Source organism: Bacteroides congonensis (assembly GCF_900130125.1).
Taxonomy (GTDB): Bacteria; Bacteroidota; Bacteroidia; order Bacteroidales; family Bacteroidaceae; genus Bacteroides; species Bacteroides congonensis.
In genome coordinates this window covers 952907-975915 of the sequence record NZ_FQXY01000011.1, presented here as the reverse complement: position 1 = coordinate 975915, position 23009 = coordinate 952907, and the positions used below count along the sequence as shown (strand labels likewise).

Annotated in this window: 19 protein-coding genes and 1 tRNA gene; 3 read left to right on the top strand and 17 right to left on the bottom strand. The window is 42.1% G+C overall.

Annotated features, from left to right (window positions below; translation table 11 throughout):
* The first annotated feature begins 39 nt into the window (after positions 1–39).
* The 3 genes from BQ7997_RS21255 to BQ7997_RS21245 all read left to right on the top strand — a co-directional run bounded on the left by BQ7997_RS21255 (position 40) and on the right by BQ7997_RS21245 (position 1827).
* Positions 40–393: an arsenate reductase family protein gene (locus BQ7997_RS21255; RefSeq protein ID WP_022138774.1), complete on the top strand. Its 354-nt coding sequence runs from the start codon at positions 40–42 to the stop codon at positions 391–393.
* A gap of 65 nt (positions 394–458) precedes the next feature.
* Positions 459–531, top strand: a tRNA-Trp gene (locus tag BQ7997_RS21250).
* Between the two features lie 129 nt (positions 532–660).
* Positions 661–1827, top strand: coding sequence for a tyrosine-type recombinase/integrase (locus BQ7997_RS21245; protein ID WP_073347951.1), 1167 nt, complete (start codon positions 661–663; stop codon positions 1825–1827).
* On the opposite strand, the gene BQ7997_RS21240 is transcribed toward BQ7997_RS21245, so the two are convergent.
* The 17 genes from BQ7997_RS21240 to BQ7997_RS21160 form a co-directional block, all read right to left on the bottom strand.
* Positions 1824–3626 carry a hypothetical protein gene (locus BQ7997_RS21240; RefSeq protein WP_073347950.1) on the bottom strand — a complete coding sequence of 601 codons (1803 nt, stop codon included), beginning with the start codon at positions 3624–3626 and terminating at the stop codon, positions 1824–1826. The genes BQ7997_RS21245 and BQ7997_RS21240 overlap by 4 nt on opposite strands.
* Position 3627: 1 nt before the next feature.
* Positions 3628–7761, bottom strand: a complete 4134-nt coding sequence (locus BQ7997_RS21235) for a phage tail tape measure protein (RefSeq protein WP_073347949.1) — start codon at positions 7759–7761, stop codon at positions 3628–3630.
* Complete coding sequence (locus BQ7997_RS21230) at positions 7761–8237, bottom strand: hypothetical protein (RefSeq protein WP_073347948.1); 477 nt, start codon at positions 8235–8237, stop codon at positions 7761–7763. Before BQ7997_RS21230 ends, BQ7997_RS21235 begins: the two co-directional genes overlap by 1 nt.
* A complete protein-coding gene (locus BQ7997_RS21225; protein ID WP_073347947.1) occupies positions 8234–8770 on the bottom strand; it encodes a glycoside hydrolase family 108 protein in 537 nt (178 codons plus the stop codon). The genes BQ7997_RS21230 and BQ7997_RS21225 overlap by 4 nt, the downstream gene beginning before the upstream one ends.
* 3 nt (positions 8771–8773) lie before the next feature.
* Positions 8774–9013, bottom strand: a complete 240-nt coding sequence (locus BQ7997_RS21220; protein ID WP_073347946.1) for a hypothetical protein — start codon at positions 9011–9013, stop codon at positions 8774–8776.
* Positions 9003–9449 carry a bacteriophage holin gene (locus tag BQ7997_RS21215; protein WP_073347945.1) on the bottom strand — a complete coding sequence of 149 codons (447 nt, stop codon included), beginning with the start codon at positions 9447–9449 and terminating at the stop codon, positions 9003–9005. The genes BQ7997_RS21220 and BQ7997_RS21215 overlap by 11 nt, the downstream gene beginning before the upstream one ends.
* Positions 9450–9503: 54 nt before the next feature.
* The gene (locus tag BQ7997_RS21210; RefSeq protein WP_073347944.1) at positions 9504–9782 is read right to left on the bottom strand and encodes a hypothetical protein; all 279 of its coding nucleotides are present in this window, start codon (positions 9780–9782) and stop codon (positions 9504–9506) included.
* Complete coding sequence (locus tag BQ7997_RS21205; RefSeq protein WP_073347943.1) at positions 9745–11166, bottom strand: RNA-directed DNA polymerase; 1422 nt, start codon at positions 11164–11166, stop codon at positions 9745–9747. The genes BQ7997_RS21210 and BQ7997_RS21205 overlap by 38 nt, the downstream gene beginning before the upstream one ends.
* 14 nt (positions 11167–11180) lie before the next feature.
* Positions 11181–11588 (bottom strand): four helix bundle protein, encoded by a 408-nt coding sequence (locus tag BQ7997_RS21200; protein WP_044655837.1) that lies wholly within the window; start codon positions 11586–11588, stop codon positions 11181–11183.
* 146 nt (positions 11589–11734) lie between these two features.
* The gene (locus tag BQ7997_RS21195; RefSeq protein WP_073347942.1) at positions 11735–12544 is read right to left on the bottom strand and encodes a hypothetical protein; all 810 of its coding nucleotides are present in this window, start codon (positions 12542–12544) and stop codon (positions 11735–11737) included.
* 25 nt (positions 12545–12569) lie between these two features.
* On the bottom strand, positions 12570–13361 hold the full coding sequence (locus tag BQ7997_RS21190) for an Lcl C-terminal domain-containing protein (protein WP_073347941.1): 792 nt from the start codon (positions 13359–13361) through the stop codon (positions 12570–12572).
* Positions 13362–13363: 2 nt separating this feature from the next.
* Complete coding sequence (locus BQ7997_RS21185) at positions 13364–18775, bottom strand: CotH kinase family protein (protein WP_073347940.1); 5412 nt, start codon at positions 18773–18775, stop codon at positions 13364–13366.
* A 57-nt stretch (positions 18776–18832) separates the two neighbouring features.
* Positions 18833–19369 carry a hypothetical protein gene (locus BQ7997_RS21180; protein ID WP_139260954.1) on the bottom strand — a complete coding sequence of 179 codons (537 nt, stop codon included), beginning with the start codon at positions 19367–19369 and terminating at the stop codon, positions 18833–18835.
* Positions 19347–19850: a hypothetical protein gene (locus tag BQ7997_RS21175; protein ID WP_073347938.1), complete on the bottom strand. Its 504-nt coding sequence runs from the start codon at positions 19848–19850 to the stop codon at positions 19347–19349. The genes BQ7997_RS21180 and BQ7997_RS21175 overlap by 23 nt, the downstream gene beginning before the upstream one ends.
* On the bottom strand, positions 19837–20610 hold the full coding sequence (locus BQ7997_RS21170) for a hypothetical protein (protein WP_073347937.1): 774 nt from the start codon (positions 20608–20610) through the stop codon (positions 19837–19839). Before BQ7997_RS21170 ends, BQ7997_RS21175 begins: the two co-directional genes overlap by 14 nt.
* Positions 20576–21391, bottom strand: a complete 816-nt coding sequence (locus BQ7997_RS21165; RefSeq protein WP_073347936.1) for a DUF6712 family protein — start codon at positions 21389–21391, stop codon at positions 20576–20578. Before BQ7997_RS21165 ends, BQ7997_RS21170 begins: the two co-directional genes overlap by 35 nt.
* A complete protein-coding gene (locus tag BQ7997_RS21160; protein ID WP_083589323.1) occupies positions 21384–22781 on the bottom strand; it encodes a hypothetical protein in 1398 nt (465 codons plus the stop codon). Before BQ7997_RS21160 ends, BQ7997_RS21165 begins: the two co-directional genes overlap by 8 nt.
* Between the last annotated feature and the right edge of the window lie 228 nt (positions 22782–23009).

The window sequence follows — 23009 nt, the reverse complement described above, 5'->3', positions numbered from 1 at the left end:
AAGTGACAAGTATTAAATGATAAATTAGAAAAAAAGAGTATGACACCTTTATTTTTGCAGTACCCGGCATGCAGTACCTGCCAGAAAGCCAGGAAGTGGTTAACAGAAAATAACATTGAGTATACAAATCGGTTAATTGTAGAAGAAAATCCTACGGTGGAAGAGCTAAAAGCATGGATTCCCCGCAGCGGTCTGCCTATAAAGAAATTCTTCAACACTAGCGGATTAGTTTATAAAGAACTGAAACTGAGCGAGAAGCTACCAGGCATGAGTGAAGAAGAACAAATAGCACTATTAGCTACGAACGGTAAATTGGTGAAACGCCCATTGGTAGTGACGGACAGCTTTGTCCTGGTCGGTTTTAAGCCCGATGAGTGGGAGAAATTAAAATAATTCAAAAGTTATTTACCCGTTTTTTTGGTAGTTCAAAAGTTTATACTACCTTTGCAGCCGCAAATACGGGAGTAGCTCAGTTGGTAGAGCACCGGTCTCCAAAACCGGGTGTCGGGAGTTCGAGCCTCTCCTCCCGTGCAAGGTCAAACAGCTGTAAGTTAATAACTTACGGCTGTTTATCGTTTACAGGTCGGACAAATGTCGGACACTATTTTTTCAGAGTATCAACCATCCTACGTTTTAAAAATCGAAAAAACGTAGAAAAAAATGTCTCTAACTAAAAGAAAAGGTGCTTCAATAGATAATATCATCGGGTACACATTACCCAAACTTCACACAGGAAAGAACTGGTATATCGACTTCAATTCTTATGATCCGTTGGAACAAAAGATGAAACGGAAAAAGTATATGCTTGACGGAATTGATAAGGTTACTGAACGGAAAAAAAGAGCAACAGAAATTATCACTAATCTAACTTACCAGCTCCGTTCCGGTTGGAATCCTTGGGCGGACACATCCAATTCTCGCCAATACACTTTATTCGTAGATATTACAGAATTATATTATAAATATATCACTAAGTTATATAAATCACACTCTTATAAAGAGACTACGTACTTGGACTACAAAAAGCGAATTAAAATTCTATCCGAGTACAACGAAAAAAGAGTAAAGCCAATCCTCTACATATATCAATTTGATAAAGTCTTTGCCAGTGATTTCTTAGACTATATACTCATTGACCGTGATTCATCAGCGCGTACACGAAACAATTATCGTACCTGGTTATCTTCATTCTGCACCTGGTTAACAGAAAAGAACTATATGGATAAAAATCCGATGGAAGATATAAAATCAATAACGGAAGGAGCAAAGAAGAGAAATCCAATATCGCCTAAAGACCTGGTTAAATTAAGGTCATATCTTCAGACAACAAATCCCTACTTCCTTCTGCTATGCCAATTTGAGTATTATACTCTGATTCGTCCTGAGGAACTATCAAACATAAAGCTACAAGACATTTACCTGAAAGAACAAAAAGTTTTCGTACCCTCAAGCGTTTCAAAGAACCGGAAGGATGGTATGGTAGGTCTGAATGATACATTGATTAAGTTTATGATTGAACTTAATACCTTCTCCCACGAAAGTGATTGCTATCTATTCGGGCCTGGTTTCATGCCTTCACTCGAAAAATCCAGTCCAAGAGCATACAGAACTTACTTTAACAAAGTACGGGCTGCATTAAAATTCCCCGATTCGTACCAATTCTATTCGCTGAAAGATACAGGCATCAGGGACCTTGCTAATTCTGAAGGAATAGTCATAGCTCGTGACCAAGCACGCCATGCAGACGTTTCTACCACTAACAAATATTTGCAAGGGGAAAATCTGCCCGTACATGAAGAAACCAAACACTTCGACGGGCTATTTTAAGTAGCCTCGTAGAAGTATCCGGTTTTTTGAGGGTCAATCCCCTTATTATCCACTTTATATTCTATCTGCTTGCAGATATACGGTTTGTTCCGGATAATAAAAAGGCTCATTGGACTATACATCTTATTTGTTACAAACTTAACGTGCAGTTCGGCTTCTGTATTTACTTTCATGGTACTGCCATATATAAGGTCATACATTGTCATAACCCCGTCTACCTTGTTCAATTCAAAGGAAAATCCTCTATTTTTATCCCCAGCCATCAAATCATCCGTCAGAACAAATCCCCACGGATATTTGAAATTCCCAGGGGGCCATGTCACCCATGACAGGCGTTGTCTTTCTCCGTCATTCATTGCCAATTCTATAATATCACGGTCAGATTTTGTTTGAGAATTACCTTCAATCAAATCCTGCACATCGGAAGGCTTCCCGTTATAATCATCTGCCGCCGCTTTCATCCTCACAATATTACAATGACACTGCAACATTGTACCAGACGTTCCAGTATCTTCTAAAAAAGATTCTCCAACTTCCATTTGAACCGGAATAATCTTCAACTCAATAGTATCTTTTTCTTCATTTCTTGTCAGATTCCTAAATTGATTTATTTTTCTCAGATACCGACTGTCCCCTTCTCTGTAATCTATGTATTGACTTCCACCGGATTCATAGATATATTTCTTTTTATTGGCATCATCCAAACTATCATAATAGCCCTTTAAGTCCGAGTAGGAATTAAACTTTTTCACTTCAATAACTTCCGTGATACTCTCATCCACACGCAAATATTTATCTACCGATTCAAAAGCATACGTTATATTTGCATCCGATATATCCTCTGCTCTCTCTTCATCTACATCTACTTCAAACTCATCGTAAACATCATCCAAATAGACTTTTTCCTGGTCAAAATACATTGCTCTTCTTATGATTCGTATTTCTTTATTAGAATCATCAGCTTCTATTATTACACCAAAAAAATGCTCTATTTCCTCAATGAATTGCGCAATAGTCCAATGCGGTAATACCTGATTAAAAGTCAAAGTACGTTTAGCGTTCGCAATAAAAGCATTTTTCAGTACTGTGTTTTCTATCTGGTTTTCAACAACTGTATATCCCAAAACACTAAATATTTTCTTAATTATAAAGCACCAATAGGGTTGTACTGCTAGAGTCGCTACATATCCTCCATAATCACCCGGATGAAATATCGAATCATAATTATAAACAGTACGAGGGAATGTCACTGTCCCACCAATTCTGACACATACATCATTATGAACTACATCATTCTGCGTGTCATGTACTGGGAAGAATACAAAGTCTGTCTCACCATAAAGTCCGTACATTATTTTATATTTGTTAGATGAATAAAATAAATATGTAACATAGTCATCTTCATTGTACAGGTTACCATTTTCATCTGTAACACCTCCCAAATCCATTTCATCTATGTACAAGTTCTGAAACTTAGATAGAAAATTAAACTCTGCATTTCCGGACAGAATCTGTATCTTCATCTTCTCTTCTGTCACCTGTGTCACGGTTGCTGTACCATCAATGATTTTATGCCCATCGGCTATTAGTCGGGCGTTCATATTGACGGTAGACTGTGTTACATCAAGCCTATTAATATGACCTATCTTTTTCAGGTTCTCGTTGCATCCCTTTAGTGGGACCTCAATATCAAACGTGTATTTGCCACTCTTCGTAAAATAAGTATTTTCGTCTACTAACTTAATTGATGTAGCCTCATTTATATGCACTTTGTTATTGTTTATATAGAGTTCATTCATATTACCTAGACTTATTAGCTTTTAGTTTTTTATAATGACTGTACTGTCTCTCGAATCCCCGTTCTCCATCAATGGTCACATAGGATTCAATTCCTTCATCTAAGCGGGCGGCTAGTCCTTCTATGACTTCAGATGCTCTATTCATTGAATTTGAAATTAATCCCAAGACCAATTCTGTCCTTTCATCCCCGGTAACAGATGTATTCGATGAAGAAACAGAATAAGCCTTGCCTTTGCCTAAAGCCGTTGAAACATCTTCTGCGGTTAGTGAACCAACAGTATTATTTTTCTGTGCGGAATCAATCAACTGAAGTACAGGACTTAGTGCCGGATTGTTAACCGCCTTGTGATTAGCTATAAACTCATTGGCATGTACAATTCCCACTTCTTTTTTTGAATCACTATTTTGGGGAGTAAAACCGCCGGAGTAATACCCTAGTTCCTGAGCCTGGTGTTGTTTCTTAATTGCGGCAATATTCATCATACCCGCAGCGATGGCGGAAGCAGCCGCAATTGGTGCAAGAATATAACCAATAAGAGGAACTTTAACCGCTGAAGAATAAGCGTTGATTGCTGACATTGCCATGCTTGCAAAAGCTTGAGCAATCTCAATCTTCATTGCTCTATTATTATATTTAGTTTTGACCTTGGCAATTTCCTTTTCCTTTTCCTCTTCCAGCTTCTTTGTCTTTTTGGTATTGTTTCCGGCAGCCTTAATTTCATCATCATACTTCTTCTCTATCTTGGCTACTTCCAAATCTTGACAGGCATTTGAATAATTAGAATAGGCTGTAACAATTGTACTAATGGATGAATAAACAGCTTCTACTTTTTCTTTTAATTTTTCAAGATATTCCGCATTTGCTTCCGCCTTCTGTTGTAGAGCCTCTTTATGAGTTATCACCCCTTGTTTTTCTGCATCATTAATCAAAGCATGTTCCTCTTTCAACCTTTTGAAATCACCGCCCAAACCTTCCTTTGTAGGGTCTTCACCCGGTGTTGGATTATTTGTTTGATCTATTTTCTCTTTCAGATACTTCCTTTTGATAGCCCTAATTAACTTTTGGTATTCTTCTTCCTTGAGTAGACCATTTTTATGAAGATAATCAATTCCATCCAATTCTTCTTGCATTAATTGGTTTATGTCCTTTTTGGAATACTCACCGCGTATGGATGATAGAAGCCTCTGAAATTCTTCCTGTTTTCGGAGCTTCTCCCTATTTTCACGATCTATTATCTGTTTTTCATAATCCTGCCATTCTTTTGAATCTTTTGCATACAGAGACTGCTTTTTCTGTAATGCTTCAATATCTACCTGAAACAGTCCTTCTTCTAGTGCGTATTTCGTTATTTTACGATTATGATAGTCAGAAACAAGGGCTATCTCTTCTTCTTTGGCACGAGCTTCTATTTCATCAATGGTGAATCTAGTCTCCTGGTCAAGCCCCTTCTTTAATAAATCCTGCTTCTTTGATAACAACTGATTATATTCATTACTGTCTTCGGCATAAAGTGCCATCTTATTATCAAGCTCCTTTATATCATTTTCATTTATAGCCTTGCAGTACTCCCGGTACGCCATATCTCCTTTGGCATACTTCGCTTTTATAATTGCTTCTTCCTTAGCGGCAGCCGCTTCCACGTTTTTGAGATTCTCTTTCAATATCTTCTGTTTTTCCTTATCAGTAAGATCATCACTTGGGGGGGTACCATCATCATTCCCGTCATTACTATTTTCGACTGGAGAACTAGATAGGTTTTTAATAAACGGAGCCAACTCATCTTTTAATTTGGCGACCTTGTTTATTGTCTTATCAGCCGCTTTTATAAATGGAGAAATCTCTTTTGAGAAATCTTCCCATCCTTGTGAACCTCCAAATAGGTCATAAGCTGCACCTGAGCCAAACTCCCGATTAATTTGCTCATATATTTTCTGTTTCACATTCCCGACTCCATAGTCCGGATTATCAGTTATTACCTGATTCGTTACGTCATTAATCAATTCCGACAACCTAGCTTTTTGGTCCTTTGTTGCATTAATGGCAATATCAACAGATTTTTTAAGAGCTTTCGATTGTTCGTCCAGACTCTCTTTTACTATTTCACTTTGTTTACTCGCTAATAACTCACGGGCATAATGATCATTCATGGCTGCCGTTGCCTCTTTATATGCCTTTTTTATATCGTCAACAGTACTTTTCTCATCAAGCAAATTTGTAAGATACTTACCGAATCCGGAGTTAAATTCATTAATTAGCCTAGTCCTTTCCGCCGTTTTCTCATTTGTTTTTAAAAGCTGATTATAAATCTTATTCAATTCGTTCCTTTCTTCACTAATGGCAGAGAAAAATTCTTCTGTTAGTGTTTTAGCTTTTTTTGTCCTGGTAGCAAGTAAATAAATGCCTCCGGCTACGGCTGTTATTACAGTTAAAAGAAGTCCTAACGGATGGAATTTTGTCACTAAGAAGAAAGCCTGCATTGCCAATCGTGCCTGTTTCACCCTACCGGTCAAAACAGATGTAGCCGCTATATATAACCAGGTGGAAGCTGTAACCGCTTTATCCCAAAATTGCTTTAACTTCTGTACCAGGATATATTGTCCGGTTTCTGTTTTGACCTTATTAAGCCAAAACCAATGGAGTTTCTTTGCCACAATATAAGCAGTCAAAACAGTACCCGCATAAACGATAGTACGCCCATATTGCTGTGTCCAGTCAATCAACGCCGGAGCAGCCTTAATTAGCTTGGTCGTCCATCCTGTTAATGCGGATAATGACGGGTTCAATTTTTCCATTAACTGAATTCCAGCTTCCTTTATCTGATTTTTGTATTGAGCCATTTTTGCCTCGTTGGTATCAGAATTGATGGCAGCTTGTATCATTGCAACATTCGTTCCTGTAACCGCTTTTGTATATTCTTTTACTTTTGCGGTATTATCAATTAAGATTTTGGCTACATTGTACCCCTCTTCCCCAAATATATCTTTGATTGCCTTGGCACTCATACGCTTTTTCTGCAAGTTCTCCAATGCCTTATCAAGTCCTACGATAGCCGGATTGGTTTCTTTTGCCCCAGTTTGAAGAACCAAAAAGAATTTCTTGAGTCCAGTTCCGGCCACTTCATCTTTTATACCTTTTTCACCTAACATCTCAATGGTTCCGACCAGCTCTTCAAATTGAACCTTTGCTCCGGATGCCGAAACACCTGCTTTAACAATGGCAGCCGCCTGACTAACAACACCCGCGGAACCTTTTTGAGAACCTGCCGCCAACACATTCGTGAACCGACCTGCCTGGTCAGCTCCTGCACTATATTGATTCAAAGATACGGTAATAGCTTCCACTGCGTCTTTCAAATCCATTTTTGCAGCAGAAGCAAGGCGCATCGCCTCAATCGTTACGGCGTTCAAAGCTTCTTTATTGGTTAGTAAGTCCGGTTTTGCCGAACCAACTAACATATAGGCTTCCAGAATCTCCTTACTGGATTGAGTTACTCGTAACTTAGATTTATCCATAGCTGTAGACAGGATTTCAGCCTGCCTTTTCAGCCATTGAATAGAATTATCATCGAGACCGGTTAACGCTTTCAAATTCGCGGCTGAAGATTCTTTTTCGTCACGATTCTTACGTAATACAGAGAGAGCCATCGAAACACCTGTAATCGCGGCAGCCGTAGAAGCGAGCAAGCCACCCCACTTTGAAAATCCGTTATTAAACCGTGTGAGCCATCCTTGTGTCTCCTTTATTTCACCGTTGACTTTCCTTATTTCAGCATTTACCAATTTCAGTTGTTCCTGGTACTTCCTCCATTCGGCCGATCCGCGTTTAACATGACCGGAAGAAAGTTTAGCATTAATGTCTTTTATCAGGTTACGCAATTCTTTTGGAGTGGCCAACCCAATATTATTCATGGCGACATCAATGTTTTTAGCATTGGTACGCATGACTTTGAGTTGCGCATTTGTTTCACGCAACTCTTTTTCTAGCTGTTTTATTTTTTTTGTATCTCCTGATTTGTATGCTTCAGCCAATCGTCCTTTGAGATTGTTTGCATAACTCTCAAGGGACTGCAACTCTTTTTTAGCATCTTCACCGTTTACCTGAACTTCTACGGTTGCCCTCTGTCTGATTTCCATTATATTTTGAATTTTCTACGAACGAACAAAATCAATGATATTCCGGCAATGATTAGTATGATGGTAGTAAACCGGATACAGAACCGTTGCCATTTAGTTAATTTCCTTTCGACTTCTACTGTTATAGTTTCCACTCTTTTTTTGTTAGTAGACAGAGACGTCTCTTTCGATGGAAGATACACAGTATCCGGCGGCACTTTAAAATTAGTCCTCAGATTTCCCAGGCTATCCAACAGAAATTGAAGCTGCACATTTTTTGAGTTGGCCACATCAAGCCACTTCAATACGACTTTGCCATTCTTATCACATTCAAGTAAAGCGCGGATTGCCGCACTGTCTGCCGGAATTTCCACCGGAACCAATTTTTCAATCTCAATATAAACACTATCGCGTTCATTCAAGACTGATGAACTTAGCCTTGATGTCCGGCATGATGACATCAAGACTAATATAACTGTGACTAATAAGGCTCTCATACATTCAGAATTAGTTTCCCGTATCGAATACCGTCCAATCTCCGCAACCATCCCTTCAGAAACTTGGCTTGCCCCGGCTTGGATGCGCAAGCACGAAAATGTTGTTCTCTACGATTCCATATTTTACGGAATAGTTCTTCCGGATTAGCTGCATTAATAGCAGCAATTGTTTTCGGTCCTACTATCCCGTCCGCATTGATACCCAAAATTTCCTGGGTGTATTTGATTCCCCAGGCTCCACTAGCCCAAACCCAATCTACCAGGATATTGGCGATATCCTGGCTTTGAATGTTATCAGCCTTACAGCGATCCCAATAGTGTGGTTTCAAGACACATTTCTCCATATCTGCCGGAGATAATAGTCTCAGGTCGTCGACGTCGATGTCTCCGTCCCCGTCCTTGTCGTATCCTACCTTCTTCCAGGTTGCGATAGTAACACCTTTGTTTGTCGCTCCACCTTTATCGTCCGGATCATTGACGAATCCCCCTTCCCATGATAGGATGAAGGGTACTAAAACTTTAATGTCTGCCATACTCTAAAAAATTAAACGAATGATTAAACCTATGATAATTCCGACTGCATCGGCTAGCAAGTCTTTGCAATCGAAAAATGTATGTTTGAAATACTTGTCAGAAAATTCTTTGCCAACAGAGAAGAACACGGCAATAAACAGACAGATAAACCAAGGGCACAGCCCCATTTGCATAATGAGAATGTTTACTCCAGCATGAAGAATCTTATCTTCGTATCTTTGAAGGAATTGTTTAATCTTCATCGTTTCCCCCTTTCCCTGAAGCAAAATCTTTCAAACGCTCTACAACTGATTTAGGAAGAAATCCCGGTAGGATAGCTTCAATATTCTCGGCAATAGACAATCCTTCACGTACCATGAGGATAGTACAGCCAAATGAGCCAAACCACTGTAATGTAGTTACCGGTTGGTTATGCACGGTAAAACAGGAAAGAACATGAGCCAGGACCATAACAGCGGAATACACAATCAGTTTTTTACCAACCATGCCATAACCTTTGCTAGATATATCCCTAGTGAACCAATGTTTGAGAACGCCGAGTGCTGTGTCGACCGCCATCAGGACGGCAAGCCACTTTACAAATTCCCAATCATCAAAGACGTATGTCCGGAAAAAATCGACATTCAGGATGCCATTGAGAGGAAGTGCAATAATGCACACTAATTTAAGATTCTTCATACCTTTGTTTTTTATTCAAAGGTATGAAGCTATATAGAGAGGTAAAAAGACAGATTAATCCGTAAACATATAGATGGAAAGGTCAATCTTTTCAATCTCATCAGAAATTGTATCTCCATACATTGTTAGACAAACCCGATAGCGGTCAATACTTCTTTGAATCTGTTGTATTGTCGGTTTCTCCGGATATTCCGAACTGGCAAAAGTTACCAGTTCTTCACCATTCTCACTTGTACCAACCACCCGGAAATGATGGCGAACAATCCAGGTTCCGTTCGATTGCTGCTCTATCGGCTTAGCAATCCCACGCGGTAAGATATTTTTTTGATCCATGTTTTTTTATATATTTAATTAGTTGTTTTCTATGGTTATATTTATTCTTCAATACAAACTTTTCAAAATGTCCTTCGATATAAACATACTCCCACCATTCAGGAAGTAACATCGCTGCAATTTTACGGCGGATATTGTACGTTGCAAAGTGTTTCATCAGACCATAATAAGAGTTCATTGTACTCACAAACTTCTCAACATACGCTTCTGCAAATCCATTTTCAGCTATTTTATTAAATTTCCTGACAGCATTATATGTGTTACCAACCACCCTGTTAGATACATAAATTCTACCCGGCAAAATGAACGCCCCAACAAACAGGACTCCTTTTTTATAATGCTGAAGATACAGTTTGCGTGGATGCAACTGTAAAAGGAGTTGTTCTTTCAGGAAGCCATCAAGAAGATGGACTTTGGACAATATTTCTTCCGGAGATTTCACCACGATACAAAAGTCATCAACAAAGCGTACATAATGCCTGAATCCTAATATCACCATTACATAATAATCGAAAACAGACGCCAAGAAGTTAGCTATGAGTTGCGACGGCAAGTTCCCGATAGCCACTCCCCTGTCAGGGTCATTATGAAACAGGCTTTTATTACTGGGAAGTTTGTCCCACATGGAGACGGGAGAACGTCTGATACACTTATTTTGTGGACAATGAAAGATAGTAACGGCTAAAAGATAAAGCAAACATTCAATATCATCGCCTTTATAATTGTCCCTTACGAATATGTTCACCATTTCCCATACCAACGATTTTGAGATAGACATGAAGAAACTGAACAGGTCATCTTTGAAAATAGATGCATCAGCAGTATAATTCTCACTGACCTCGACTATCATGTTATTCAGATAGTGCACGGCAGACAGACATCCCTCACCTTTCCGGCAGTTCTTGGAGACGTTTCCTTGTTCCCGGAAGCGTTCCTCTAAGATTGGCTCGATACGAAGAGCAATCCAGTGATGGACAACGCGATCAATGAAAGCGGCGGCAAAAACCTCCCGATATACCGGGTAAGTCCGTATGAATACTTTTGAAAAGTCCGGTACATATTCACCGTAAATAATAGAATACCATAGCCGCACCAATGCAGACTGATAATCATTATAGAACTCGACACAATCTGTACTCGTTCTCTTTTGCCTTACACAATCTTCGGATGCTTCGAAAATACTGCTAAGAAGTATGTCATAGATTATATTACCTGTTGCGGCGAGGGGACGAACCCGGTTCGCGTTCTGGCGGTTGTTCGTGTTGACGTTGCCTGTGTTGAAGTTAACGTTCCAACTGGAAGAAGCCGTTGCATCCACTATCTTAGTCTTTCCCGACTCATCACCGGGGGGATGCCCAATAAATAATTCTAATTGCTCACCCATAATCTCCGTAAAGATTACAGCTCCGGCTTTGCGACTTGCTGCGTTCCATTAGCTTTTTGCCGTTGGAGATCTGCAACCGTTTTTTTGTACCAACCAGTACTTTGCTTACCGATACTGTCTGCCAGCAGACAGATTTCAGCAGTTTGAGTCAGGCTAGTCAAATGTCGTTCTTCACACACCCTTAGCAGTAATTTCAATGCATCGAACTCACACAAAAACTTCATCAGATAGTCCGCACGGTGCTCAAGGTTCATATCTGTGTTCGCATAGCGAATATATTCGCAACAATGAACGGCAAGCATCATCAACTCCGTACCAAATTCATAACGAAAAGCCTTCGGAAATTGCTGCCGGGCATCAATGATATGATTCAAAAGCTTATACATCGAATTTGATATAGGAAGGTCTTGCGTAAGTGCCATGTTAATTTTTTAATATTTTAATGTATCTATTAGAGGGCACAAAGTTAACAACTGCAAACCAATTAACACAATTTTATGACTAAAAAGTGAAAACGAAAAGCCCCTACCGGGGCTTTTGCTGCGCTAACTATCTAAGGGATAAAGAATTAAAGGGATAAAGTGTTTATTGCGGCGAGGGGACGAACCCGGGTCGCGCTCTGGCGGTAGGTCGTGAGGACGCTGCCGCTGAGGAAGCCCACGTAACAACTGCTGGAAGCATCCCATTCAGTACTAGACCAATACCAATCGTTTGTAAATATATTTTGACTACCAAACATAGTGGTTGCAAGTTCGTTTATCTCCAGTTTATATTTAGCCATGAGCATTAATTCGCCCAGTGCGGGCAGATTCCACACGGTCGTATCCTCAATTCCGTCGGTTTCAAGAGTACAAGCTTTATATGCCCGTGCAGCTTCGGCAGCAGGGGCGCCGATAGTCCCCTGAGTATCCTTGACGCCAGCGAGCGCTTCTACGATTATATCAGTATTCTCCTTGCCGTCAAACGTGTCATGGAGTCCCTGGTTACCGTTGCCATAGTTTTTCAGTCCGCGCAAGTCTGTCCCATAGCCGCCCCATTTGAACGTTTTATTTCCGCCATCGTCGATACAGTCGCTTTTGGCGATGATAAACTGACGGCACTCGGCACGAAGCCGGATACCGATACGAATATACTTGGAGCGGTTATTCGCGCTCATGGAGTTCCATTCAGAAGCGGTGAAAAAAACTTGCTCACCGTCCTCAATGCGAAGGGTAGCAAGGGACAGGTCTAGCAGGCCGCCAGCCCAGCGCATATATCTAGCGACGTCGCTTGCAGAGGTGTTTTCATCTACATTTGTAAAGCCTAATGACTTTAAAGCTTCGATTTGGTCTTGTTTATTGATGCGCAGAAGCATAGCGCTAGCGTTATTTTTATCCATTTCATTATATAATATTAAGTTAAGACTATTCTGAGGTGACAGCTCTGACGTGAAATAGACTAGTATTCCTAGCATATATGTACACACGCCCGGTATTTATCTCAACTCCCCAAGCGTTACTTGTGTCATAGATAGTACTGGACCAGTAGTATTTATCAGCCAACAGGCATGAGTCACTGCTCCAAAACGTACGCATCATTTCGTCGATACGGTCACGGTAGCGATAAAAGAGGATTAGTTGAGCCAAAGAAGGAAGATACCAGTTGGAGTCGTCCTCGATACCGTCACCATCAAGAGTGAACGCCTTATACGCTTTGGCGGCTTCGGCAGCAGGAGCGCTGATGACACCGCCATTATTTTGATCCTTCAAGGCGGTGATGATAAGGTTGGTATCCTCTTCACCGGTTCGACAACTATACGCAGCGCCTAAAGATTTATTAGAAAGACCGTCGATGGCTTTTCCTTGTCCACCCCAAGGGAAAAGGCTGGTAAGCGTATCGCTATAACATTCCTGGGCGGCTATGACAAATGAAAGACCACGGGCGCGGATACGTAAGCCACGTTTGATATAAAGTTGTTTATTGGCGGGGGTGAGCGAGTTCCATTCGGCGGCTGTAAAGTACGCCTTGGAGTTGTCAGAGATGCGGTTACAAGCCAAGCAGAGGTCCAACAGGCCGCCAGCCCATTTGATGCGTTGCCCAAACTCGGAAGCGCGGGAGTTCTCGGTGATGTCCGAGAATCCCACAGCATTCAGTGCTGATACTTGCGCCTGCTTGTTCAAGCGCAGCAGGGTGGCGCTTTGTTCTTTTGTACTCATAATTAATTACTGTTTACTAGGTCGTTAATATCCATGTTATCTTTGGCGAAGCGTTCAAGGTATTCTTCGTAAGATTCGCCGTTATAATAATCCATTATTTCACCCACATTATCCAATGTGACTTCAGGATAATAAGGTTCTCCACCGTAGGATTCGGCATTGAAATTGTCAATTTCATTAATGAAGGCAGAAAGTGACATGATGATTTTCAAGCCGTCAAAATAAGCCTTCAAGGATTCCAGTTCATCGTTTTCTATTACAATATCCAAGCGGTATTCACCCAACAGGCAGCAACGGGCGGTATTCGCCCCATTTTCATCGACACCGCCATATTTTTGGAATCCGGAAAGGAATAAATAGTCTCCTTCCATATCAATACCGGTTACACGAAGGTATCTAACGGCTGTACACTTTTTAACCAGGATATTCCAAGAGATTAACGCACAATCCTCTATTATCAGACGCGTAAGGTTAGAGACACCTTCAAGAGTTATTCCACTATTGGAAAGCTTGTTCAAGTTGCGTAATTCGAGTGCCTGGAGAGAGGAAGGAAGCACCAGGCGGGAAAGAGGAGCACCCGAAGCGAAAGCCACACCCGCAATTGAAGTTTTATTGGCTATGAATGTCTCCAGGCGTCCATTCTCCGACAAGTCCAAATTCGTGAAATTAGGTGATTTCAGACCGGACATAGCCAGGTAGCGCAGGTTCTTGCAACTATTGACCAAGATTGCGTTCAAGGTTGTCTGTGTTTTGGAACAACTGACATCCAACCACTGAAGTCCACGGCAAGTATTAAGGTTCAATGTCTGCAAAATAGCATGGGAAACATCCGTCAAATCCAGTTTCTTTATCTTGCTAGCGCCGTAGACATACTGAGGGTCATTCACTATCAAATCCTGTTTGAACGTAAGCTCAACGACTGAATCTTCATCCTCGGCCAATACAGCCGATTGTGTCGGAGTACCAGACGTATAGCCATAACCGAAATAATATCTCTCCAAAGCCGTGATGCGGAGCTTCCGGTTATCGGTGGAGAATTTATAGCCGAAGTAACACGCGAAAGAATCCTGGCGATATGTTCCGGCGACATACTGCGCATCGAGCAGGGCAAAACGATTCTTTATCATAAAGGTTCTGTGAGCGTAACGGCTTCCCTGCATGGCATACAGATAATCATAGAACTTCGTTCCCTCAAGCGTTTCAACTCCTTCAATAAGGGGTTTGATATACTTGAACTCCCCGTCTTTATTATAGATTCGCTCGCACCAGTTGCCCATCATCTTGACATTGAACATATCCAGGACTTCTTCAGTGCTCATGTTACTACGGATTACTCCGGCAACCTCTATCAGTTTTTCTTTCAATCCGGTACGAACCAAATCCCAAAGGAGACTGTCATGTCCGGCAAAAGCATACGAGCCGATAGAGTCATCGAACGTTTCATGGGTGATGGTGTAGCCGTATTTCAATACGGAATCATTCCGGACACCTAACAAGGTATCCATATCATACGGCAAAATATACCAATGAATACCGTCCCAGGTACAGAACATCATGTTCTTCGCCCGGCTGTCGACGCCCATAAAGTAATCTGTAATCAAATACCATGCACACAAGAATTTCACATCGAAGTAATCGGCAACCTCTGCCGCGAATTTTGCAGGATTACCCTTGCAGGATTGCACCCATTCCCACAAACGTTTTACAGCCGCCTTATCTTCCTCGTCTGCATTATCCCATGTCTTGTCCGGTTTGAAACGAAATTCCAGACCGTCAGCGAAGTTTTCGGCAGTTATGTTGGAAGTGCCGAAAAGACACAACGGATGGGAGTTGTTCAGGAACTCAAGGCAAATACACTTGTTACGGTTTTCTCCCAAAGTGGCAGCGTCGTTGAAACCCTCGATACCCTCGAACCCATAGACTATATGAGAGTCCGATTTCTCATTGTTAAAGTTATATTTCCCGTAGTAGGCATCATTGCAGAACAAGTCGAACGGTTCGCCATCCACACCGATACGGACGTCATACGGTCCGGTATATGCAGCCTGAGGCGGTGTAAGGAACCCACATTTGCGCCATACGTCGCAAACCAGGCGCACAGCTCCGGTGTTATGGGTGGATGAACTGTCGGAAAAGTCAGCCTTGAAACAGAATATGCTGACAGGACGCGCACCCGGTTTGAAGGAATACGTCAAATCAGGAACGTCAACACCGTTGACTTCAAGGGTAGTGCCGTATTTCTCGGAACGCTCAAAGTAAAGCCTATAATTCTTACGGGGATAGGTAGTGGACGATGTACCCTGTATCCGAAGCCCTGCATTACGAAGAATGAAGTCATATTCCTTTCCGTACTTGGAGTAGAAATAAACATCGACGGGGACTTCAAATTTCTTGTTGTTCGTAGCGTTAACCAGGTCAACGTCACCCACGATACGCATCACGCTCTTACCTTGGGCGCGTAGTTTTTCAATGTCAACATCCGTACCTTCATCATTCATCACATCGTTCTTCTGAAACAATGTGACCATTTCTTCAGCAGTCGGGCGGTCTACGAAATAGTTGGTCAGCTCTTCATCATCGGTCAGACCACGTTTGTAAACGCGCAGGTTCTTCAAGTCCACGTCAGCAGCTTCCGAATGGACAGTTATCGTAGCGGCTTCTTCCTGACGGAAACTTTCGGTAGCAGCATACTGTTTGCCACCGCATCTTATCCCGTTGACATACAATTCAAGAAGGCGGTTCTTTGATTTGGGATTAATGACGAAAGCTATTTTCAAATCCAAATCCGAAGCAAACAGGGTGCTCACTTCGGAGCCGCCGGAAGCAAGCATTTTCGCTTCCTGGGTTGTAACCTGGAAGCCGATGCCGCCCGCCATGCAGGAGAGGATGACACCATTACGGTCTGTCACGTTTGAACACTTCAGTTCAAATTCATAAGTAGCCCCGTTGGTTGTCGCATCGGTGGAGAACGGTTTATAATTGATGTCAATGGATGCGCCATTAGTCAACTTCAACGTATCCCCAGTCCATCCGTTCGATTTCCAGTCAAAGCCCGTGAAACTCGTTTCGACATCCTCATAACTCCACGATGCCGGGTTCCCTTCAGTATTACTACGCCCCGAAGCTATTAATTTCAAGCTCAGGTCAGCCGTTATTTCTTCGATATCAATGGATGATTTGGTGACGTCGATACAGAAAGGGTATTCCGTTTCACCACACACGAATTTCATGTCAACCTGTTCCTGCTCCGTGAAACGGTTTGAGTACACTTGTACAGTACGGGGGACACTGACAGTCTGGCTTAACTTGCCATTCCGGTATACAGTCAGGTCAACAGGCGTCCGCTCCTCGTCGTAAGCAATGAAATCGAATTGCAGTTTCTCATACTGTCCCACCCCGACATGCGGAGTCAGGTGTTCCGTTTCATCAAAGATACGTCCGTCAGGGAAGCGGAACCTGGCTCCCACATGCGGTTTACCCGAACCAGCCTTAAATATATCAAAGTAGATGCTTTCCGACTGGATTGTCAGTTCACTGGACGCCTGAAGTTCAGCAATCATCTGCACCGTATGCCGACCGGGAAGAAGCCCGGTCATTGATATACTGAAGCTGCCATTGGTCTGACCGGATTTAGTTATAGTTTTACTCTCCTTCTCAACTCCGTCCAGGTACATGGTAACAACCTTGTTTCCTGTTCCGGACACGGTAAAAGGAACAGATGCGGTAGAACCGGATTCATAACCGGATATGGGGGAAGCTATGTTATAACTGGAAGTAAGGGACAAGGTAATAACCTTTACGGAAGTAAAGGATTGCTTGGTTTGTTTCTTCCCTTCAAGGTCAGTAACGACAGCACGCACATAAATTTCAGTAGTACCCAACATCAAGTACTTAGACAAGTCGAGGGAATATGTACCGGATGAGACGTCATTGATTGTCTGGGAATAGACTGTTTGGGAACCACGGTTCATTGTGATCGTGATGTCAGCCTTTTGCCCGGTAGACATACCTTTGTCATCTCCGGAAGCGTATTGATGGTCGTATGAATAAGAAAGAACAGCAGAACCGCCTTCTTTTATGATGGGATTGTCAACGGATGAGGTCAGGGCGATTTTAGTGGTAGTGCCCGTTTCCTCTCCACCACCGCCTTTTCCGGCCGGTATGGTAAATTCCGTCACATTCTCCCCTGATTTGTTTTTTAACGCGACAGTGACGGTGTTGTCCTCGTTCTCCGTCACATCACTGGTAAACAGAGAACTGCCCTCAATTTCCTTGAATTTGGCTGCAACCGGGGCGTTCTGAATGGCGTTCGTAGATTCTTCATCCAGGGTAGCGTCAGTTTCCTGTTGTTCTATTTCGAGGTTCACCTTGCCCGTTCCATCCGGCACAAGGGTTTCACCATTGACGGACACTTCCTTTATTGCGTCACCGCCGCCATGCCGTTCCCAACTTGCAGGGGTGAGGAAAGTAGAAATGTCGGTTCCGGAGAAGCGGTAGTCTTCCCAGGTCCCGGCTGAAATCTCAAAAGTGATGATAAGGCCCGGTTTCTTGCCGTCAGGAATTTCCGCGGTTTCCAAAGCTGCAACAGCCGTTGCCAAAGTATAGAAACCATCTTCAAGAGGGTGTTGTTTAGTCACGTCATAGAAGCCGCTACCGGAACCACCGCCACCGCTATTCTTTAATTTGTCCAGTGTTGCCTTATCTTCAGCCGACATGATACCGGCTTTCTCCTGAGTGACCATCGGTAAGATAAGCCGTCCGGTTTCTTCCTTGCCCGTATCTTTGTCCTTAACCTGGTATTCTATCAGGAAATCGGAAGCCGACACATTTGTAGACAAAGAGCCTGGAAGGATGAGAGGCGAAGGAATATTATCCATAACCTTTTCCAGTGCACCACCCCTGTTACCAGGAAAGGCTTCAGTTTCCAAATCACCCAGTCCCAGAGGGGCAGGTAAGTTTTCCGATGGAACTTTACCGTCTTTATCCAGTGGAGCAATACCACTATTCTTCCCTACCTTTTGATTGATTTCATTTATACTGTTGCGCAAATTAGTATCAGCGTCCCCCCGGTCTTTTTGCTCCGTGGTAACTGCTCCCAAAGCATCGCTAACAGATTTCTGCATGCTTGCAAGCAATTCCGGTGACATTACACCCGCTTTCTGAAGAGTGGCGACCGGGATAGACAATTCTTTGTTTACCCGGTTGCCATTCCCATCCAAAGCAGAGAAGGCCAGCTTTACCGATTTAGCATCAGCCGTAAATTGGAGCGAATCACCGTCTATTGATTCAGACGGGACTATCAACCCCATCTTTTCAATTATGTCAATAAACAACGTACCGACACGCTCCGCTGTGTTTTTAGATTCATCCGTTTCGTCACGAATGACAGCAGCTTGTTTTAATAGTTCCTCCATAATCTTTTTTTAAATTATTAGCGAAGGAACTACTATGTAATTATAGATAAAAAGACACTACCGCTTCCGGCTTCCCCATAGCCTGGAGCGCATGGAAGTGCTACGATGGTGATTTGCTTCCTCTATCTTTTCTACGAGCATGCCACAAAACTCTTCACCGTACATATACGCCATCTGCTCCTTAAGCACCATGACCGACGCAAAGTATGCCCGTGAAAACCATTCACGCGGCTTCCTGGGTTCTCCCATTGTTATCTTTCCGGATTTCTGTTTGTGCGCATACTCTTTTTTACGCATCAAGGGGTCGAGAAACTCCAAGTTACCACCGTTACCCTTTGAATAACCACGCCCCGTTCCACAGTCCTGATAGATTCCATATTCCAGGAACTTATGTTGAATCGTAGTCAAATCCGTTGTGGAAGAGAGAGTGTTACCGGTAATCTCATTATGCAACTGCGTGGTATCCACGACATGAAGCCGCATAATCTTTTCCCGCCAAATGGTAATCATCATCTTCTCCCATTCTTCCTGGTATCTCTTCCTGTCCTCTGCCGTTGCACTTGCCCGGTTACTATTCGTCCCACTCTGTCGCATCGTACATCAGGTTTATAGGTTCTGAAACATCTACCATGAAATAAACTCCTGTACATCCGTTGATGAAGTATTCTCCAAATTCACGGCTGTACACGTTATCCGTATTCATATATATTAGCTTACTCCCCATATTTTCACGGTCCTTCAACATACGACTATGCATCTGACGTGACAATTCCCTGCAAATATCCATCGAAGCCTGACGACTAGCCATATCTCCGTATTTGTATCTTTTCATAATGAACACAGTGAATGTCCTTTTCTTAAAAAATCCGCCAGAAGAACGGCGCTCAGTTACGCCGTCGTTCGTATCATCCACCGAAATAAACGCTGATTCCTTTTTTAATTTTGCCAGAACTTCATCCAACGTGTTCATACCGGAGCAAGCGCAGGGATAAAAACCGTTAGCTTTTGCCAATCTATTCTTACTTGCTATGTTCTTGAAATAGCCGATTGCATCAAATAAATTATTTGTTTCCATACTTTTTCTTAAATTCGACTGTCTCACGGGCTTTCTCGTTCAATTCAGTAAGCGCACGCCAGCAATCCATGTTCAATACTTCTTGTTCCTTTGTTATATCACCTGAAGTCAAAGCCCTAATTTGTGCGTTCATCACATCCGCCATATTGCCGGCATCTCCATTCTCATCCCCTGATTTCCTAAAGAAATAAGGAAAAGCCATCGCAAAACGGTTTTTGAGAGCCGCATACCAAATAAAGACTGATAATAATTCAGCATCAGAAAAAGAGATACTTCGTGAATGATTTCCACCTTTATCCAAGTATAAGAGCCTGGCAATCTTCACTAGCAAGTCCTGCCGATTAGTCTGCAAATACCCCTGATAAAGATTCTCTATACTAAGATAATCTTTAAAAAGAACGCCACGCAAAAGGACATCGACAGCCTGTAACTTTCCTATCTTCTTCAAACATACCGGATGGGTTCCCGGAGTGCCTATGAAATCCAGCACTTTAATAAAGGATTGTATCTGCCAATTTTCAAGAAAGAAATATATCTTCTTATCCAACCGGACAGAGCATACCCACCCATCATCTTTTTTCCGAAGTACACGAATCCCCAAGAAGCGGATGAATATGTATGTCTTTGCCTTAGCTTCGTCAAATTTAGACATCACGTAACAAATATACCTAAGTTGCCATTGCTCCAATTTCTCCCAGCTGTCCGGCAGTGAGAAATTAAGCACATTATCCGAAAAAGTAGCAGGAATCTTCTTTCTCATTCTTATAGTATTCAAAGTGTTTAACCTTGTACGCCTCACTATTCTTATAAACCGGGAACTTCTCTATATTATTCTCCAAGAGGTTCACCGCCGTATCCAGCTCACGTTTGAAAGCCGCTTCCTGTTTATTGATAAAAAAGCCGACCGCATTTCTTAGCGTCCACACCAATAATACTTCGTAATCTTCCAAAACATTTTCCCGAAGTCGTGACAGCAGATAACTGAAGAATTGCGCGGATATTGTCCGCATTACCAATTCTTCCGCCTCACTAATTACCGAACGAAGAGAGAGTAAATCAGAGCGATGCGCATCCGGTTTTCCCGCATAATCCCGTAACTGGTCAGCTGTAAAATACAGCGAATTAATCAACAGGGTAGCATAGGCTGATTTGCACCATTCTTTGTGACCTATCAGGGAATTAATAATATCATCCAGGGCATCATCAGCCGACTGCCTTATCTGCTTCCGTAACGTATCCACTCTTTCACGTGATGCAGGAGACTGATTCTGATTGCTCACTACCCCAAACCCGTTTTCTGTTAAAATGAGGTCCAGTAAAGGTATTGCTTCGGCAAAAGCATCCATACAGATAAAACGCTCCACTTCTACCGTCATATTTTCCGGTAATTTCTGCATATCCAAAACAGTCCCAAACACTTTGCTTTGTAACTTCCCCGTTGAAATATCAATGCGATCCTGCAAAGAGTCAAAAATATCAGCTTCTGAATTTGTAGCTGTCAGAACAAATTTCTCAAACTTTTCCTGGTCTATTTTAATCATTTGTATCCTTATTAGATTTGTTATTATTAGCACTCTTTTCTTTTGCATCCGTATTTTTGTCCAATGTAGTAAGAAGAATCATGGGGACATCCGGATAGACCTTATCTTCCCATCCATTATAATGAATTACAACGTTATGAGGAGTGTACATCAGGTCGTGAAATGCAATCTCCAGTGATTGCTTCAGAGTAAATAATTCCCGTTTATCAGAACCGGAGTTATTGGATTGTGATTTGCCAGGCGTCGCCCCTACGAGATTCGGATGTATGTTATCCCCATAACAAGTGATATTACTTGCTTCTTCAATATCTTCAGACCAATCCCCACCCTCTTTTCCGGTATCTATGACATTTATACGCACCATACGGTTTTCCTTTCCGTTAGGGTCCATGTAATACCCGGTAATCCAAACCTTACCGGAATTTTCTATTCCGGAGACGAACTTTTTGATATTCTCTTTTTCTTTTTTAATCCGTTCCTGCTGAAGAAGCGGGTCAGTGATTTGTTCTTCATCCAATAAGTTAGCCCAAAAATCCCTGTGAATTTCTACCTGGTACTTTATAGGAGCGTGATTCTTGAGTTTTGCTTTCTTCCCTTTCCCTATCAGGCGTTTTATATCGAACCAATCCCCGCGGAAAATGGCAGTATAGTAAGGGGTAGGATAATATTGGCATCCTGGAGTCGGGAAACGTACCAGGATTGCAAATTTCCGTTCATTCGTACGTACTCTTGTCAAGCCATCAAGTCCGGGAGCACGTCCCATCAACACTTCCAAATCACCCAACGGGTCTTTCTCATCCAATAAACGCAAACACTCCACCTCTTCTTCTCTTATAGACGACTTCCGGAAGTTAGCGTATAAAACGTGACTAATCCTTCCATCCTTACCAACAGGTTCAAAACGAGAATAGCAAGCCTCTTTGTGGCGTAGTTTTACAATCTTATTGCCATCGTTGGAAAGGATTACAACTGATATGCAATAAAAATAGTACTTAACATCCGTAGCTTGCTCAAGCATGAAGGAAGGGATACTGTTATGTATTATAAAATTCTTAATCTCCTTATCCTGGGTAGGCTTTCCGGTTCTAATATCCATATACTTCTGCCCAGCTCCGTAACAAGTCAACACATTAAAGAACTTGTTTTGGCTCATTACTTCATCCAGACCTATCAACCGGATCATCTCGAAAGGAAGGCGATTATCCGAACCAAAAGGGATATACTTATACTTCTTGTTGCCTGGAATTTCTATCGCTTTGATTTCGTCGCCATCTTCGTCGAAAATATCCGCACTGTCCGTAACTGTCTCCATTGAAGCCATTATCCCGGAATCTCCAATTGAAAATATCTCGCTAGGCATATACTCCAGCTCTCTTGTTTCATTTTTCATAAATACACCTCCATTCCATTGATTTTAAACATTGTTATATCCCTAAACTCACGTAACAGTTTTGACATAGGCAAGAGAATCTTGTGTGTCCCCCCCCGCCAATGGGAACCGACACAGCGTACTCCCTTGTATTCTATGATGTCTCCCGTACTTAGTTTCCATACTGTTATATTACACGGCTGCCCGGACTCAAGGAGCCGTATAGCGTCTTTTCTATGAATTACTTCA